Raw genomic sequence first — 14,072 nt, 5'->3', positions numbered from 1 at the left:
CTTAGCTTCGAAGCTTGCTCAGGTACTTTGCGAGGACCTCGGGGAACTTGATGAAAAAAAAGACCTGCCGTCCGGCAAGTCCTCGAAAGTTTACTCTTGCATGCCTTTGCCTTGTCTGATCGCCTCCACGCGGCTCGTCGCGTGCAGCTTGCCGTAAATATGGTTGATATGCGCCTTCAGGGTGCCCATGCCGATGCCGAGCGTCTGCGCGATCTCCCCGTTGTCCAGCCCTTGCTCCATAAGCCGGAAAACCTCGTATTCCCGAGGAGTCAGCACCGTCCGAAGCGCGGCCGAAGGACGCCGGGGCGCGTCCGTCTCTCCGCCGAAGCCCGAGAGGATTCTGCGAACGTAAGCCAGCGGCGGCGCCTGCTTGTCCCGGATGTTGCCCTTCTGACGCTGATGGACGTACGCCGCGAGCAGCTCCGCGACCGGCCGGCCCTTATCGATGAAAATTCGGGTGTAGTCGTCGGGCTGCGCGTACTTGAGAGCTTCTTCAAGCCTCAGCAGCGCCTGCTCCGGCTTGCCCGTCCGCTGAAGCATCACCGCCTGGAGGATCTGAAGATCCAGCGCTTCCATGGGACGATGCCCTTTCACCGCGATCGGGTACAGCTTCTCCGACAGACGCTGCGCCTGCCCGAGGCCGCCGGTCTCCATCAACGTGCGAACGAGGAAAATATAATGGAAAAGCTGATAGACGGACACCGGATCTTCGGGCGAAAGGCGGTAGCGTTCCCGCCATTCGGCCGCCGCCGAGGAATCGCCCGTCCGGAGCCGCTGCCCCGCCTTTTCCGCTTCGATCAGAATGAACGCCGCTTCGGCGCCGTCCTCCTCGGCCCTCTCAGCCGCCTCCTCCAGCCATTTCCGGGCCTGCGGGGGATCGTTCCTGGCCATGGCGATGCGCGAAAGAAAAAGATAGGCGGGCACATAAACTTTCTCCGGCTGATAATGCGCCTGGCTTTGCCCCTGAAGTCCCAGCTTCAGGCAGTGCTCCGCCTCCTCCAGTTCGCCCCGCTCGTACAGCAGCTCCCCGTAGCAAACAAGCACCGAGTCGTGCAGTCCCATCTGCTTCATGAATTCGATCATGCTTCGGAAAAACGCGTCCGCCAGCCCCCGCGGCAAATGCTTGCCTCGCTTGCCGTTGTAGGAGCGGTAAATGGACGGAGTAAGCGGCATTTGAGGGGAGGCGAAGATCAGATCCGTTCCTCCCGGGCTGTGCTGCAGCGAAAGACGGATATATTCCAGCCCTTTTCCCATATCCATGTCATGCTGGGTCGCTTTGAAGTTGCGGACGTAGTACAAATATCCCAAGTAGCGGTCGCGCTCCTCCGGGGACCACCCTTCCGCCGCCTCTTCGTAATGACGTTCTGCCAGCTGCAGATGCCGTTCCGCCGGATCGGGATCGTTCGCCCACAGCAAGGAATAAATGTAAGAGAAGTAGAGGAAAGGATGCCGCAGCAGCAAGGGCTCGGGAATAGCCGACAACCAGGCCCGCAGCGTCGAAAATTCCCCGCGGATGAGCACGCTCCGCATCTCTTCCAGCAGGCGAAGGGCTTCCTCATGGCAATCTCCGGCCATATAGTAATCGACCGCTTCTTCGCGCAATCCGTGCGATTCGCACCACGCCGCCGCTTTCCGATACAGCGCGTTTTTCTCGCCCGGACCGCCGGCTGCCAGCCGCTTCTGCAGAAACTCGCCGAACAGATGATGCAAACGGTACCAGATCCTGTCTTCCTCCAGCGGGACGAGGAACAGGTTCAGCCGCGCCGCTTCGTCCAGCCTCTTCGCCCCGCCTTCTCCGGCCACCGCTTCGCACAGCGGGCCGTTCATGCGGCGAAGGACGGAGACGCTCTTCAGAAATTGCCGCAACGGCTCGTCCAACGAATCATAAACTTCCTCAAGCAAATACTGCTCGACCTGGACGCCTCCGGAACGGACCCGGCTCAAGCGAACCGCATGCCCGCCCTCTCGGAGAGACAGCGAAACCAGCTTCAGCCCCGTCACCCAGCCTTCGGTCTGGAAGAGGATCCGTTCGAGCTGTTCCCTCTCGAGCTCCAGCTCCGCGCACAGCCGAAAGAACTCCTCCGCTTCCCGCGAATCGAAGCGCAGTTGCCGGTCGCCAAGCTCCTGAATCCATTCCCGGCTGACCCATCTCGCTTTCGTGAATCCGGCGTCCTTGCGGCTGAGGAAGCAAAGATGCGCGCCGCCGGGCAAATATTCCAGCAAATAGGAGACGGATTCGATGACATCCGCCGATTCGACGACATGCCAATCGTCCAGCACGATTGCAACCGGCTCCCGCAGGCCGCACCATTCATTCAGCAGCGCCACGAGAAACGGCTCGTGCCGGCCGGGGCTTAGCGTAGAGGCGGCGATTCGGAGGCTGTCGGACAGGCTTCCGGCCGCTTGCTCGATAGCTGCGGCGAAATAGCTCCAGAACCGGTTCAGGTCGTTGTCCTTCTCGTCCAGCGACAACCATCCGACGGCGATGTCCGCCTGCCTCGCCCATTCGCTTGCGAGCGTCGTCTTGCCGTAACCGGCCGGAGCGACGACGAAAGACGCCTTGCGTTCGAGCCCCGCGTTCAATCTCTCGATCAGCTGCGGGCGAGGCACGGACCTGGCGTACGGCTTCGGAATCGTCAATTTGGATAAAAGCAGGGAACGGTCTTCCTGCGTCGCGTCGATAACGAGCGCCTCCTTCCCGAGTGCCGTTCGCTTAGAGAAGCGATCGCCCCTTTTCAGATTACCGCAGATCGGGCCATTTTGCACCAAAACCGCCAGGGGAAATCCCCTGGCGGTTCCGAAGGCAATCTTCTTATTGCGGCAGCTCGATCGACACTTCGCGGCGCAGGTCAGCGGACCGCAGCACGCCGTCGATGATCGCTTGCTGGATGAGGATCTGCTCGCCGGGAATCGGCGCCGGGCGTCCGTCGCGTACCGCTTCCGCGAAGTCGCGAACCTTCTCGTCGAACAGGTTGAGCTTATGGCCGATCAGCGGCACCGCCGTGGACGTATGACCGCCGAACTCGTCGTGGAACATCGTCATCGAGCCGATGGCGCCGTCCCATACGCCGGACCAAGGACCGGAACCTGCCGGCGTCACCTTCAGGCCGGCGTCGGTTCCGAGGAACAGCGTCGCGCCCAGCGAATCCATGTGCATCGCCCAGGAGATTTTGAACTGGAGCACCAGATCGTTCTCGAAGCGGACCATCGCCACGCCGAAGTCTTCAACCTCGAACTTGGACGCTTCCGGATGATACAGCGGATTCGTTCCGAAGTGGTTCGACGTGAAGGCCGATACCGATACCGGACGCGGATAGCCCAGCGTGTTCAGCGCCATGTCGAGCGAATAGCAGCCGATGTCCGCCATCGCGCCGGCTCCGGCCAGCGCCTTGCTGATGAACGTTCCGCCCGGCATGCCGCGGCGGCGTCCGCCTCCCGTCTCCACATAGTAGACGTTGCCCAGACGGCCGGACTGCACGATATCCTGCAGCAGCTTCATGTTCGGATCGTAGCGCGGCTGGAAGCCGATGGACAGCATCTTGCCGGATTCGCGGGAGGCTTGCGCCATCTCGACCGCTTCCGCCAGCGTTACCGACATCGGCTTCTCGACCAGCACGTTCTTGCCGGCGCGAAGCGCGTCGACCGATACCCGGTGGTGAGAGACGTTCGGCGTACAGATGCTGACCCCGTCCAAGTCGGCCTTCAGCAATTCGGTATGGCTGTCGTACGCAGCCGCTTCCGTCAAACCTTCCCGTTCCTTGAACTCGGCCGACTTGCCGGGAATGGCGTCCGCTACCGCTACGATCTCCACGAACGGAAGCTTGCGGTAAGCGGATACGTGCGCGCGGGCAATGCCGCCCGTGCCGATAATGCCGATTTTGATCTTTTCGCTCATCTGATCTGGTTCCTCCTGTAGGCATTCGCCCGCTCAGCGGCCCCCGTGCATCCGGCGGTAAGCCGTCGGCGTGATGCCGAATTTATGTTTGAAAACCGGGTACAAATAGTTCGGGTTGGCATAGCCGTGCTCCAGCGCGATTTCCTCGATCGGCCGGTCCGTCTGCAGCAGCTCCGCGCAGATCCGTTGCAGCCGCACGTGCTCGACCCAGTCTCGGAACGTCGTACGTCCTTCGCTCTTGAAGATGCGCTGCAGCTGGCGCGGGCTCACATGAACCCGCTCCGCGACGTCCTCAAGCGTGATCGGCCGCGATTCGTTGTCCTCGATGAACTGGGCGGCGAGCCGGAACCGGTGGTCGTTCATGTCCCGCTCGGGAATCGGCACGCCCGACTTCGGCGAAGCGTGAACCCGCGCGGCCCGGAGCAGAATCTGGATGACCAGCTGCTTCATCGTGGTATAGAAGCCGACGGATTGCTCCTCCCACGCCCGATACGCTTCCAGGAAGCAGGCCATCGCCTGGTACCGGTCCAGGGTCGGGACCGCCGGCATCTTCTGCAGCAAGCGGACGCATTCCTCCGCCTCCCGCTCCTCCAGCGCATCGTCCCAGCCGCTATCGCCGGCGGCTTTGCCCCCGTCCAACGGTTTGATCTCGCAGTGCAGGCAAAGCTCGTGCATCGGATCGTTCTTGTCCGAATGCTGCTCGTGAACGACGTCGGGCCCGGTCAAGTAAAACAGCCCTTCCCGCAGGTCGTAAGCGTTATCGCCAATGACGACGCGTCCCTTGCCTTTGGGAATGAAGTGGAATTCGAACTCGGAATGCTTGTGGGAAGCGATCACATGTCCCGGCGCGAACGAAGCCAGATGGCAGTGAAGAACGCGGACGCCGAAGCGCCCCCAGCGGAACCTCAGATCGAGACGGTCCAGCGCGTCCTTCTTCCTCTCCATCCTGGCGAACGGGAAAGGGAGAGAAACCGTTTTGCGCTCCGTCGAATCGTGCCGATAGTCGCCCGTTCTCACGGCGTTCATCCCCTCTCTTCGCTTGGCGTCCGGCCGGGACTGCCGCCCGAACGTTATTCCGCCAGTTCGTCCAGCCGAACCGACCGGCCTTCCGCGACGGAACGGTTGGCCGCTTCCATCAGACGCGTCAAGTCCGCCGCGAACGCCACGTTCTCGCTTGCTTCCGTGCCGTTCTTCACATGGTCGACCCATTGGTCGAAAGCGAACGGGAGACGGTCGCCGATCGGAACTTCCTTCCTTCCGCCCTCCAGCTTGCCGCTGAGGACGACGATCTTCTCTTCCGGGAAGCCGTAAAGAAGCGTTCCTTCCGTTCCGTGAAGCTCGATCGAGAACGGAGAGTTGCTGTTCACGAAGCCCGCTTCCGCGATGCCGATCGCGCCGCCTTCGTACGACATAACCGACACGGCGTTGTCTTCGACTTCCCGTCCGGTTACGTAGCCGTACGTCGCGCTTACGCTCGTCGGAAGTCCGAGGAACAGCCGCACCAGGTAAACGGGGTGGCAGCCGAGATCGATCAGGGCGCCGCCGCCGCATTGCTCCTTCGAATAGAAATGCTCGGGCAGCCAGTTCGCGGTGGAGCCGTTATGCGACAGCCGAACCCGGGCCAACGTCAGCTTGCCGAGCGTGCCTTCTTCGATTACGCCGCGAATCGCCTGCGTGTAGTTGTCGTACAGACGGGGCAACGATACGGCCAGCTTCACGCCGGCTTCGCGCACCTCGGCGAGAATCTCGTTCACTTCGCGGATCGTGGGGGCGACCACTTTCTCCGTGAAAATATGCTTGCCCGCGCGGGCGGCCTTCACCATCACGTCCCGGTGAATGTTCGTCGGGGCGTCCACCACCACGGCGTCGATGTCGCTTCTGGACAACAGTTCGTCCAAAGATTCGATGAAGGGAACGCCGTACTTCTCCGCTTTCTCCCGGCCGCGTTCCGGCAGCTCGTCCCAGATCGCGGCAATCTTCGTCTCCGAATTCCCCAGCACTTGGCGGGTATAGTCTTCGGCATGCACATGCCAGTAACTGATCATGCCAATCCGTATCACTCGCGTTCGCTCCTCACTTTAAATATACGACACATCGCAAACATATCATAGATCATTTTGCCGCAATAATTAAATTAGGTGTCAATCTCACTATAAATTCGCGACATGCATGAGCCGAATTCCCGCGCAGCGCCTCCCGGACCAAAAGCGGAAGGACCCGCAGCCCGCATCTTTTTGAACCTTTGTGCCGTTTTCCGCCCATACGCACTCTAGAAATCTCCTTTTATTTCCGATAAATAAAAATGGACATAGAGGCCGAAAAAAACGGCATCAGGAATCTATGCATACCGGACAAGGGGTGTAAGTTTGTGTACATGTCAATCCAGCTAAGACTTCGATTGCTCTTTTTCGTCCCGCTCATCCTGTTTGTCGCGACGGCCGTGTACTTGCTCAGTCAGAACTCGTCCAACGTGAACGGCCTGAGCAAATCCTTGTACGAGGTGTCCTACAAGGCCAGCACGCAAATCCTAAGCGCCAGCAGGGACATGTATCAAGCGAACAACGACTACGGCCTGCTGCGGCTCGCAGATCTGCCCAAGGACGTTCACGACAAGCTCGCCGCCGATTTCAACGTCCGGCTGCGGCAGATCGGCGACAAAATCGCGTCCGCTTCCGACATCATGCAGAAAAACGGATTGAACGGCCTCGCCGATCCTGACTCCAAGAAAAGCGTGAAGGATTTGCTGGACGGCTTCCAGACCAGCTTCGAAGCCTGGAGCAAGCAAGCCGCCGCCAATCTCCAGGAGGCTCCGGCCCACGATAGCGCCAAGGAAGCGGAATTGGCCCAGGTTTACGACAGCGGTTCGGCCAATATCGATGCGATCGGCGGCGTGCTGGACCGGTACGCCCAGACTCAAACCGCCGACGCCAAGAAAAAGTCCCATACGACCGCCGTCAGCGTATATACTTCCGTCATTATTGAATGGATCATCATTTTGCTGGTCGGCGTCATGTTCCTGTTCAGCTTGAATCGCAGCTTGAAGCAGGCGATCAACAAGACCAAGACCGTCGCCGGAGGCAACCTGCAATATATTCCGCAAAGCCGTTACCGCAAAGACGAGCTGGGCCAGTTGAATCAGTCGCTCGATACGATGATCGAGAAGATCCGAAGTCTGGTCCGCAACATCTCCGACAATACCCATACCGTGTCCGCCTCGGCCGTGGAACTGTCGGTCAGCGCCAAGGAGTCGGCAGAGGCCTCGACGCATGTCGCCGGGAACATCCAGGAAGTGACGACCCAGATGGAGCAGCAAGCCGTCATCGCCGACGAGACGAGCCGGGCCGTCGAAGAGATGGCGACAGGCGTTCAGCGCATCGCGGAAAATACCGGCTCCATCTCGGATCTGTCGGCCTCCGCTTCCGGACAGGTCGAACAGGGCAACGTTCGCGTCCAGCATTTGCGCCGGCAATTCGAAGATATTCTCGGCTCGATCCAGGCTCTGTCCGGCATCGTCGCCAAGCTGACCGAGAAATCCGAGAAGATCGGCCAAATTACCGAAGATATTACGAGCTTCGCGAACCAGACCAACATCTTGTCTCTGAACGCTTCGATCGAAGCCGCCAGAGCCGGCGAGCACGGCAAAGGGTTCGCCGTCGTCGCCCACGAAATCCGCAACCTGGCCGCCGGTTCGATCGAGTCCGCCGAGACGATCAGCGGGCTGATCGCCGAAACCCGCGACGAGATCGAACGCGTCTCCAATTATATGGAGACGACGCTCACGCAATCCCGTGCGGGACAGGAGCACATGGTCGGCGTCGAGGAGACGTTCGCTTCCATTCTTCAAGCCGTCAAGCAGGTGGCCGAGCAAGTGCATGAGACGTCCGCCATTACGGAACAGATGTCCGCCAGCTCCGAGGAAGTCTCGGCCAGCATGGACCAGGCTTCCGGCACCGCGCGCGATGTCGCCGGCAAGGCCCAGTCGGTCGCCGCCGCGACGGAAGAGCAGTCCGCGCTTGTCGAGAACATCTCCCATGCATCCGAGCAGCTTCAAAGCATCGTGCGCAACCTGAAGGAGTCCGTCAGCCAATTCCGGCTCTAACGCCAGAAAATCCCTTTCGTTTCGAATCGGCAATCCGGCCATGTGTCCGGGGGCCGATTCTTTTTTTACCCCTCTCGCAAAAAGGTATTGTATAGTGTGTATTAAGTGATATAATACACTTAATACTTGAGACGGGAAAGGAAGATCCATCATGAATTCTTCTTCGGCCATCAGCTATGGCTTTATTATTGTCATTGTATTGCTCGTCTTCTTGATTAGAAGCCGCAGAAGCGCGAAATCTCGCCCCATAAGACGCAACGGATACGGAATGCTCGTTCCTGTCGTCATTCTGCTGATCGCGTTCTCGCTGAGCGCGTTTTCGCTGGCGAACGTCCCCGATCATCCGTTCCATCTGCCTGCCGTGTGGGAAATCTTATGCGCGTGCTTGCTCGGGGTCGTTCTCGGGTTCGTTATGCTGTATCACACCGGGTATGAAAAACGGGAAGACGGACTCGTCTACTCAACGCCAAACAAAAATTTCAAGTATGTTCTGCTGGCCATCATCGTGATCCGCCTTGGCTTGTCCGAGTATTTGAAAAGCCTGGACTATACCGAGTTTACGCTTCTCACCATGATTATGGCGTTCTTGTACGTCGGCGTATGGCGCATCGGCAGCTTCCTGAAGTATCGCCGGGTTCTCGCCGGGTGACAACTCAGTCCTTTCCCGGCTTATGTCTCCGTCCTTTTCCCGATTTCGCCGCAGTCCGGTCCTCCCCGCTGATTCTGCGGCTTGGTTCGGCGCTCTTCTTCCCGGTCTTGCTTTCGAAATCCCCTTCGCTCAGGAAACTTTCCAAGGCCAAACTTCTTATTTCGCCTTTTAGTCGCTATCCCTCTCGCTCAGGCTACACTGCCTTTCTCTCTGGTTAGAGGTAGAGCATTGGCTCTCGCGCGCTTCTGAGCGAATGGGATTCCGGCGAAAAGGACAGAAATTGAGGGGTGGCCTGCAGAGTTCCTGAGCGAATGGGATTTCGACGGAAAGGGCAGAAACTGAGAGGTTACCTGCAACGCTCCTGAGCGAATGGGATTTCGGCGGTAAGGACAGAAATTGAGGGGTGGCCTGCAGAGCTCCTGAGCGAATGGGATATCGACGAGAAAGCGCAGAGTCAGAGCAGTGGCCCGAGCGCTTGTGAGTGATGGGGATATCGGCGGAAAGCGCAGAGGAAGTCTACAACGGCTGGAATGCAAAAAGCTCCCCTCGGGGAGCTTTTTTGTGCTTGGCTTGGGATGAGCGGCGGATTAGAATCCGCCCATGCCGCCCATATCGCCCATGCCGCCCGGCATGCCGCCGGCAGGAGCTTTATCCTTCTCCGGCTTGTCGGCGATGACCGCTTCGGTCGTCAGGAACATAGCCGCTACGGAAGCTGCGTTTTGCAGAGCGGAGCGGGTTACCTTCACCGGATCGATGATGCCGGCTTCGAACATGTCGACCCATTCACCGGAAGCCGCGTTGTAGCCTACGCCGACTTTTTCCTTCTTCAGGCGTTCGACGATGACGGAACCTTCTTCTCCGGCGTTCGCGGCGATCGTGCGGATCGGCTCTTCGAGCGCGCGCAGAATGATGTTCACGCCGGTCTTCTCGTCGCCTTGGGCCTGGATGGAAGCGACCGCGTTGTATACGTTCACCAGAGCCGTACCGCCGCCGGAGACGATGCCTTCTTCAACCGCAGCGCGGGTTGCGTTCAGCGCGTCTTCGATGCGCAGTTTGCGCTCTTTCAATTCCGTTTCGGTAGCGGCGCCGACTTTGATAACCGCTACGCCGCCGGCCAGCTTGGCCAGACGCTCTTGCAGCTTCTCGCGGTCGAAATCGGAAGTGGTCTCTTCGATAGCCGCTTTGATTTGGGTTACGCGGGCGTTGATGTCGTTCTTGTCGCCGGCGCCGTCCACGATGATCGTGTTTTCCTTGTTGATGCGAACTTGGCGAGCAGAACCGAGTTGGTCGACCGTCGTCGATTTGAGTTCCAGGCCGAGTTCTTCGGTGATGACTTGGCCGCCCGTCAGAGCCGCGATATCCTGCAGCATCGCTTTGCGGCGATCGCCGAAGCCCGGAGCTTTGACGCCGACGCAGGTGAACGTGCCGCGCAGGCGGTTAACGATCAAGGTCGTCAGCGCTTCGCCTTCGATATCTTCCGCGATGATCAGCAGCTGCTTGCCGGATTGAACGACTTTCTCCAGGACCGGCAGAATTTCTTGGATGTTGGAGAGCTTCTTATCCGTGATCAGGATGTAAGGGTTGTCGAGGACCGCTTCCATCTTGTCGGTGTCGGTAATCATATAAGCGGAGACGTAACCGCGGTCGAACTGCATGCCTTCGACGACTTCCAGTTCGGTTTGAATCCCTTTGGATTCTTCGACGGTGATAACGCCGTCCTTGCCGACCTTCTCCATCGCGTCCGCGATCAGTTGGCCGACTTCATCGTCCGCAGCCGAGATGGCGGCGACTTGAGCGATGTCGCTGCTGCCGTTCACTTGCTTGGAGATCGACTTCAGCTCTTCGACCGCCGTTTTGACGGCTTTGTCGATCCCTTTGCGTACGACCATCGGGTTTGCGCCGGCCGTTACGTTCTTCAGACCTTCGCGAATCATCGCTTGAGCCAGAACGGTAGCGGTCGTCGTTCCGTCGCCGGCAACGTCGTTCGTCTTCGTAGCGACTTCCTTAACCAGTTGAGCGCCCATGTTCTCGAACGCGTCTTCGAGCTCGATTTCCTTGGCGATCGTGACGCCGTCGTTCGTGATCAGCGGAGAACCGAATTTCTTCTCGAGCACGACGTTGCGGCCCTTCGGACCGAGCGTTACTTTAACGGCGTTTGCCAGCGCGTCTACACCGCGGAGCATCGAGCGGCGCGCGTCTTCGCTAAACTTGATTTCCTTAGCCATTCTTAAATAACCCTCCTCGAATGATTTTCGTTGTTACGTATATGGTTGCTGCAAGCTTGCTTATGTCGTTCCGGCAGCCGCGGCGAGATCAGCCGACGATTGCGTGGATATCGCTTTCCTTCATAATCAAGTACTCTTTGCCTTCGTACTTGATTTCCGTGCCGGCGTACTTGGAGAACAACACACGGTCGCCCACTTTGACTTCAAGCGCAACACGGGCGCCATCCTTGTTCAGGCTTCCGCTTCCCACCGCCACGATGGTTCCTTCTTGCGGCTTCTCCTTCGCCGTATCCGGCAGGACGATTCCGCTAGCGGTCTTTTCTTCTTTGGCACTCGCTTCGACAAGCACGCGATCACCCAAAGGTTTGATCATGAAAATAGCCTCCTTTGTAGATAGGTTGAGATGGATTGGGTTTTCCGCCCACATTATTAGCACTCGATAGTGGATAGTGCTAATAACCATCTCTTATGATACTGATTTTGCCGTAGCTTTTCAAGCCCTTTTTCCCAACTATAATGGAGAAGATGGACAAACCCGGCCCGTACAAAGAAAAACGCAGACCCGTCAGGATCCGCGGGTCTGCGCCTGTATGTCCGTATTCCATTCTTGCCGGATCGGGACGGATTATTCACGTCCGATAGTGGCCGGCCATCGCCTTGAGCCGCGAGGCCATCTCGCTCAGGCGGTCTGCCGTCAGCGCCATCTCTCCGGTAGATTTCTTCTGCTGCTGGGTCATCGAAGAGACTTGTTCCGTGAACGAAGCCGTCTCTTCCGTTACTCGGGAGATCTCCTGAATCGAGTGGGCGACCGATTCGCTTCCGGCCGTCATCTGCTGAATGGCCGCCGCCGCTTCCACGATGTTGCCGCTCAGCGTGCCGACCTGTCCGGCGATCTCGATGAACGACTCTTCCGCGCGGCGCATGCCGGATACCGCTCCGAACACTTGCTCCGCGCTTTGTTCGAACATCGCCGCCGCTTCTCCGATATCCTGAGACATCGACTGCAGCGTGTCGCCGATCTGCACGGCGGACTGCTGCGTCTGGTCGGCCAGCTTGCGAATCTCGCCGGCCACGACGGCGAATCCCCGGCCGTGCTCGCCTGCCCGTGCCGCCTCGATCGCCGCATTGAGCGCGAGGAGATGCGTCTGGTTCGAAACTTCCGATATGTATCCGATAATTTCAAGAACCTGGTTCGACTTGTGGGTCAGCCCGCGAACCGACTCCTGCAGGGACCGGAACGATTCTTCCACCTGCACGACGTCCCGGCTCGCGGTCTGCAATACGGAAGAACCGTCTTCCGCGCGAGCGCGCGTGGATTGGGCCGCATCCGAAGCTCCCGTCGTCGTCGTCGCCACTTGGCTCAGCCCTTCCAGCGTCTCCTGCATAACGGCCGAAATCTGCTGCGATCTGGCCACTTGCGTCACGGCGCCCGACGCGACCCTCTCGACCGCCTTGGAGACGTCGCCGCTGACGCGGGCGTTCTCGTCGGCTCCTTGCTTCAATTGAATGGCGGAGGCGGCCAGTTCCGCCGTGCTGTCCCGAAGCTCCCGCATCATCTTCTGCAGGGCATCCAGCATCGTGTTCGCGGCCTGCGCCAGATCGCCGACCTCGTCGCTCGTCTGGACGACGACCCGGCGGGTCAGGTCGCCTCCGGAAGAAGCGATATTTTTCAAGGCGGCGGTAACGCTCCCGATCGATCCGAGCACCGAGCGGTTAAACCGGGCGATTCCGCCCGCGGCCACCGCTAGCGTCAACACGGCGATGACAATCGTCTCGATCGCGGCCATCGTGTCGGCGCTGATCAGCATCAGTACGACGCCCGCGACCTGCAGGAGGGCGATCCCCCCCAACCCGATCATCGCCTTGGTCCCAAGTCCCATTCCTTTGTTCCCCATTGGCAGTCCCTCTTTCGCATATTAATCGTCGATTTCGGTAAAAATTACCCATTGTAATCGCTTGCATGATTGAATATTTTCTAGTTTAACACAAATATTGGTTGGCGAATATCGAAAAATGACGATATCGGCCGAAAAAAAGAGGACGTTCTCCCTAGGAAAAACGCCTCTTCTTTAGGCCGATTCTTCCGCGTCGTAAGCGTCCAGCCTCGCCTGACGCTTCTTGAACGCCCTGACCGACAAATAAACGCTGAATTCATACAAGGCGACAAGCGGTGCCGCCACGAGCAAGTCGGAGACGACGTCCGGCGGGGTAATGACCGTTCCGACCACCACCATGACGAACCAGGCAATGCGCCTCAACTTTTTGAGAACGATCGGGTTGAGAATGCCGATTCTCGTTAGGAACAGGATGACCACCGGCAGCTCGAACAGCACGGCGAGGGGCACGACGATGTTGAACATGAAGGAAAAATACTGCCCGGCCCCGTACAGCTGATGCAGCCCCATGCTGCTTGTCACGTTCTCCGTAAAATGGTAAGCCATCGGAAATACGATAAAATAAGCGAAGGCCAGTCCCGCCAGGAACATGAACAGCGCTCCCGGAATGTACCTCAGCGTCGCGCGCTGCTCCCTTCGGCCCAACGCGGGCTGCACGAACGCCCAGAGCTGGTACAACGTGAACGGAATCGCGACGACGAAGGAGATCACGAAAGCGAACTTCATATAGAGACCGATTCCGTCCCAGGGCGAGAAAGCGCTCAGCTCGATCCGGCCGGCCGGCGTCCGCTTCACGAGGAAGTCGAACAACGGTCCCGCGCCGAACAAGCCTCCGACCAGTCCGAGAACGAGCACGATCAGACTGTACACGAGCCTTCTCCTTAACTCGCCGATATGCTCCAGCAAAGGCATCCAGCCTTCGAGAGCTTGAGAATTGGCCGGTTGAGGACGATCCGCCATGCTTAACCTCCACTGAACAAGCAATCGGGGCGGCTTCTTAAGGCAAGCCGCCCCTCCGCTAGATCCGATTCAATTATACCAACCGGAAACGACGTTATTCCGGAAGGCGACGTTCGGCCGCTTGCGGCTCCGCCGCAACGTTCGCCGTGCCGGCCGTGCTTACTTCCACTCGGCGGGACTGCGAATCCTGCTGCTCTTCCAGCATGCCGTTCGCGCCGCGTTTGAATTCCCGCAGCGTCTTGCCAAAAGCCTTGCCCAGTTCGGGAAGCTTGTTCGGACCGAACAGCAGCAGAGCGACGATGATCAGCAAAATAAACCCGGTAGCACCGATTCCTGACATGATAGCGCC

General features: G+C 58.9%; 11 protein-coding genes. 2 read left to right on the top strand and 9 right to left on the bottom strand.

The features are described 5' to 3' along the window. Positions 1–90: 90 nt before the first annotated feature. From H7C18_RS07725 to H7C18_RS07710, 4 genes are read right to left on the bottom strand one after another with little or no spacing between them, the layout of a single operon-like run. Positions 91–2,766, bottom strand: a complete 2,676-nt coding sequence (locus tag H7C18_RS07725) for a winged helix-turn-helix domain-containing protein (protein ID WP_337913226.1) — start codon at positions 2,764–2,766, stop codon at positions 91–93. A 46-nt stretch (positions 2,767–2,812) separates the two neighbouring features. Further along, on the bottom strand, positions 2,813–3,895 hold the full coding sequence (locus tag H7C18_RS07720; protein ID WP_185128457.1) for a Gfo/Idh/MocA family protein: 1,083 nt from the start codon (positions 3,893–3,895) through the stop codon (positions 2,813–2,815). A 33-nt stretch (positions 3,896–3,928) separates the two neighbouring features. Then, positions 3,929–4,912 (bottom strand): AraC family transcriptional regulator, encoded by a 984-nt coding sequence (locus H7C18_RS07715; RefSeq protein ID WP_337913106.1) that lies wholly within the window; start codon positions 4,910–4,912, stop codon positions 3,929–3,931. Between the two features lie 53 nt (positions 4,913–4,965). Then, complete coding sequence (locus H7C18_RS07710) at positions 4,966–5,955, bottom strand: Gfo/Idh/MocA family protein (RefSeq protein WP_185128455.1); 990 nt, start codon at positions 5,953–5,955, stop codon at positions 4,966–4,968. A 314-nt stretch (positions 5,956–6,269) separates the two neighbouring features. On the opposite strand from H7C18_RS07710, the gene H7C18_RS07705 reads away from it, so the two are divergent. Both H7C18_RS07705 and H7C18_RS07700 read left to right on the top strand, forming a co-directional pair. After that, positions 6,270–7,994 carry a methyl-accepting chemotaxis protein gene (locus H7C18_RS07705; protein ID WP_238357576.1) on the top strand — a complete coding sequence of 575 codons (1,725 nt, stop codon included), beginning with the start codon at positions 6,270–6,272 and terminating at the stop codon, positions 7,992–7,994. A gap of 151 nt (positions 7,995–8,145) precedes the next feature. Further along, positions 8,146–8,643 carry a CcdC protein domain-containing protein gene (locus H7C18_RS07700; RefSeq protein ID WP_185128453.1) on the top strand — a complete coding sequence of 166 codons (498 nt, stop codon included), beginning with the start codon at positions 8,146–8,148 and terminating at the stop codon, positions 8,641–8,643. 587 nt (positions 8,644–9,230) lie between these two features. Here the strand turns inward: H7C18_RS07700 and groL are convergent. From groL to tatA, 5 genes are all read right to left on the bottom strand, one after another. Then, complete coding sequence (groL, locus tag H7C18_RS07695) at positions 9,231–10,868, bottom strand: chaperonin GroEL (protein WP_185128452.1); 1,638 nt, start codon at positions 10,866–10,868, stop codon at positions 9,231–9,233. 88 nt (positions 10,869–10,956) lie between these two features. Beyond that, positions 10,957–11,241, bottom strand: coding sequence for a co-chaperone GroES (gene groES / locus H7C18_RS07690; protein WP_126961006.1), 285 nt, complete (start codon positions 11,239–11,241; stop codon positions 10,957–10,959). A gap of 256 nt (positions 11,242–11,497) precedes the next feature. After that, positions 11,498–12,763 (bottom strand): methyl-accepting chemotaxis protein, encoded by a 1,266-nt coding sequence (locus H7C18_RS07685; RefSeq protein WP_185128451.1) that lies wholly within the window; start codon positions 12,761–12,763, stop codon positions 11,498–11,500. A 174-nt stretch (positions 12,764–12,937) separates the two neighbouring features. Further along, positions 12,938–13,723, bottom strand: coding sequence for a twin-arginine translocase subunit TatC (tatC, locus tag H7C18_RS07680; RefSeq protein WP_185128450.1), 786 nt, complete (start codon positions 13,721–13,723; stop codon positions 12,938–12,940). A 94-nt stretch (positions 13,724–13,817) separates the two neighbouring features. Beyond that, entirely contained in the window at positions 13,818–14,063 is a 246-nt protein-coding gene (tatA, locus tag H7C18_RS07675; protein WP_185128449.1) for a twin-arginine translocase TatA/TatE family subunit, read from the bottom strand. Positions 14,064–14,072: the final 9 nt, after the last annotated feature.

Source organism: Cohnella zeiphila (assembly GCF_014212055.1).
GTDB classification, from domain to species: Bacteria; Bacillota; Bacilli; order Paenibacillales; family Paenibacillaceae; genus Cohnella; species Cohnella zeiphila.
Note: the sequence above shows the minus strand (reverse complement) of the source record. Positions and strands in the feature narration are given on the sequence as shown.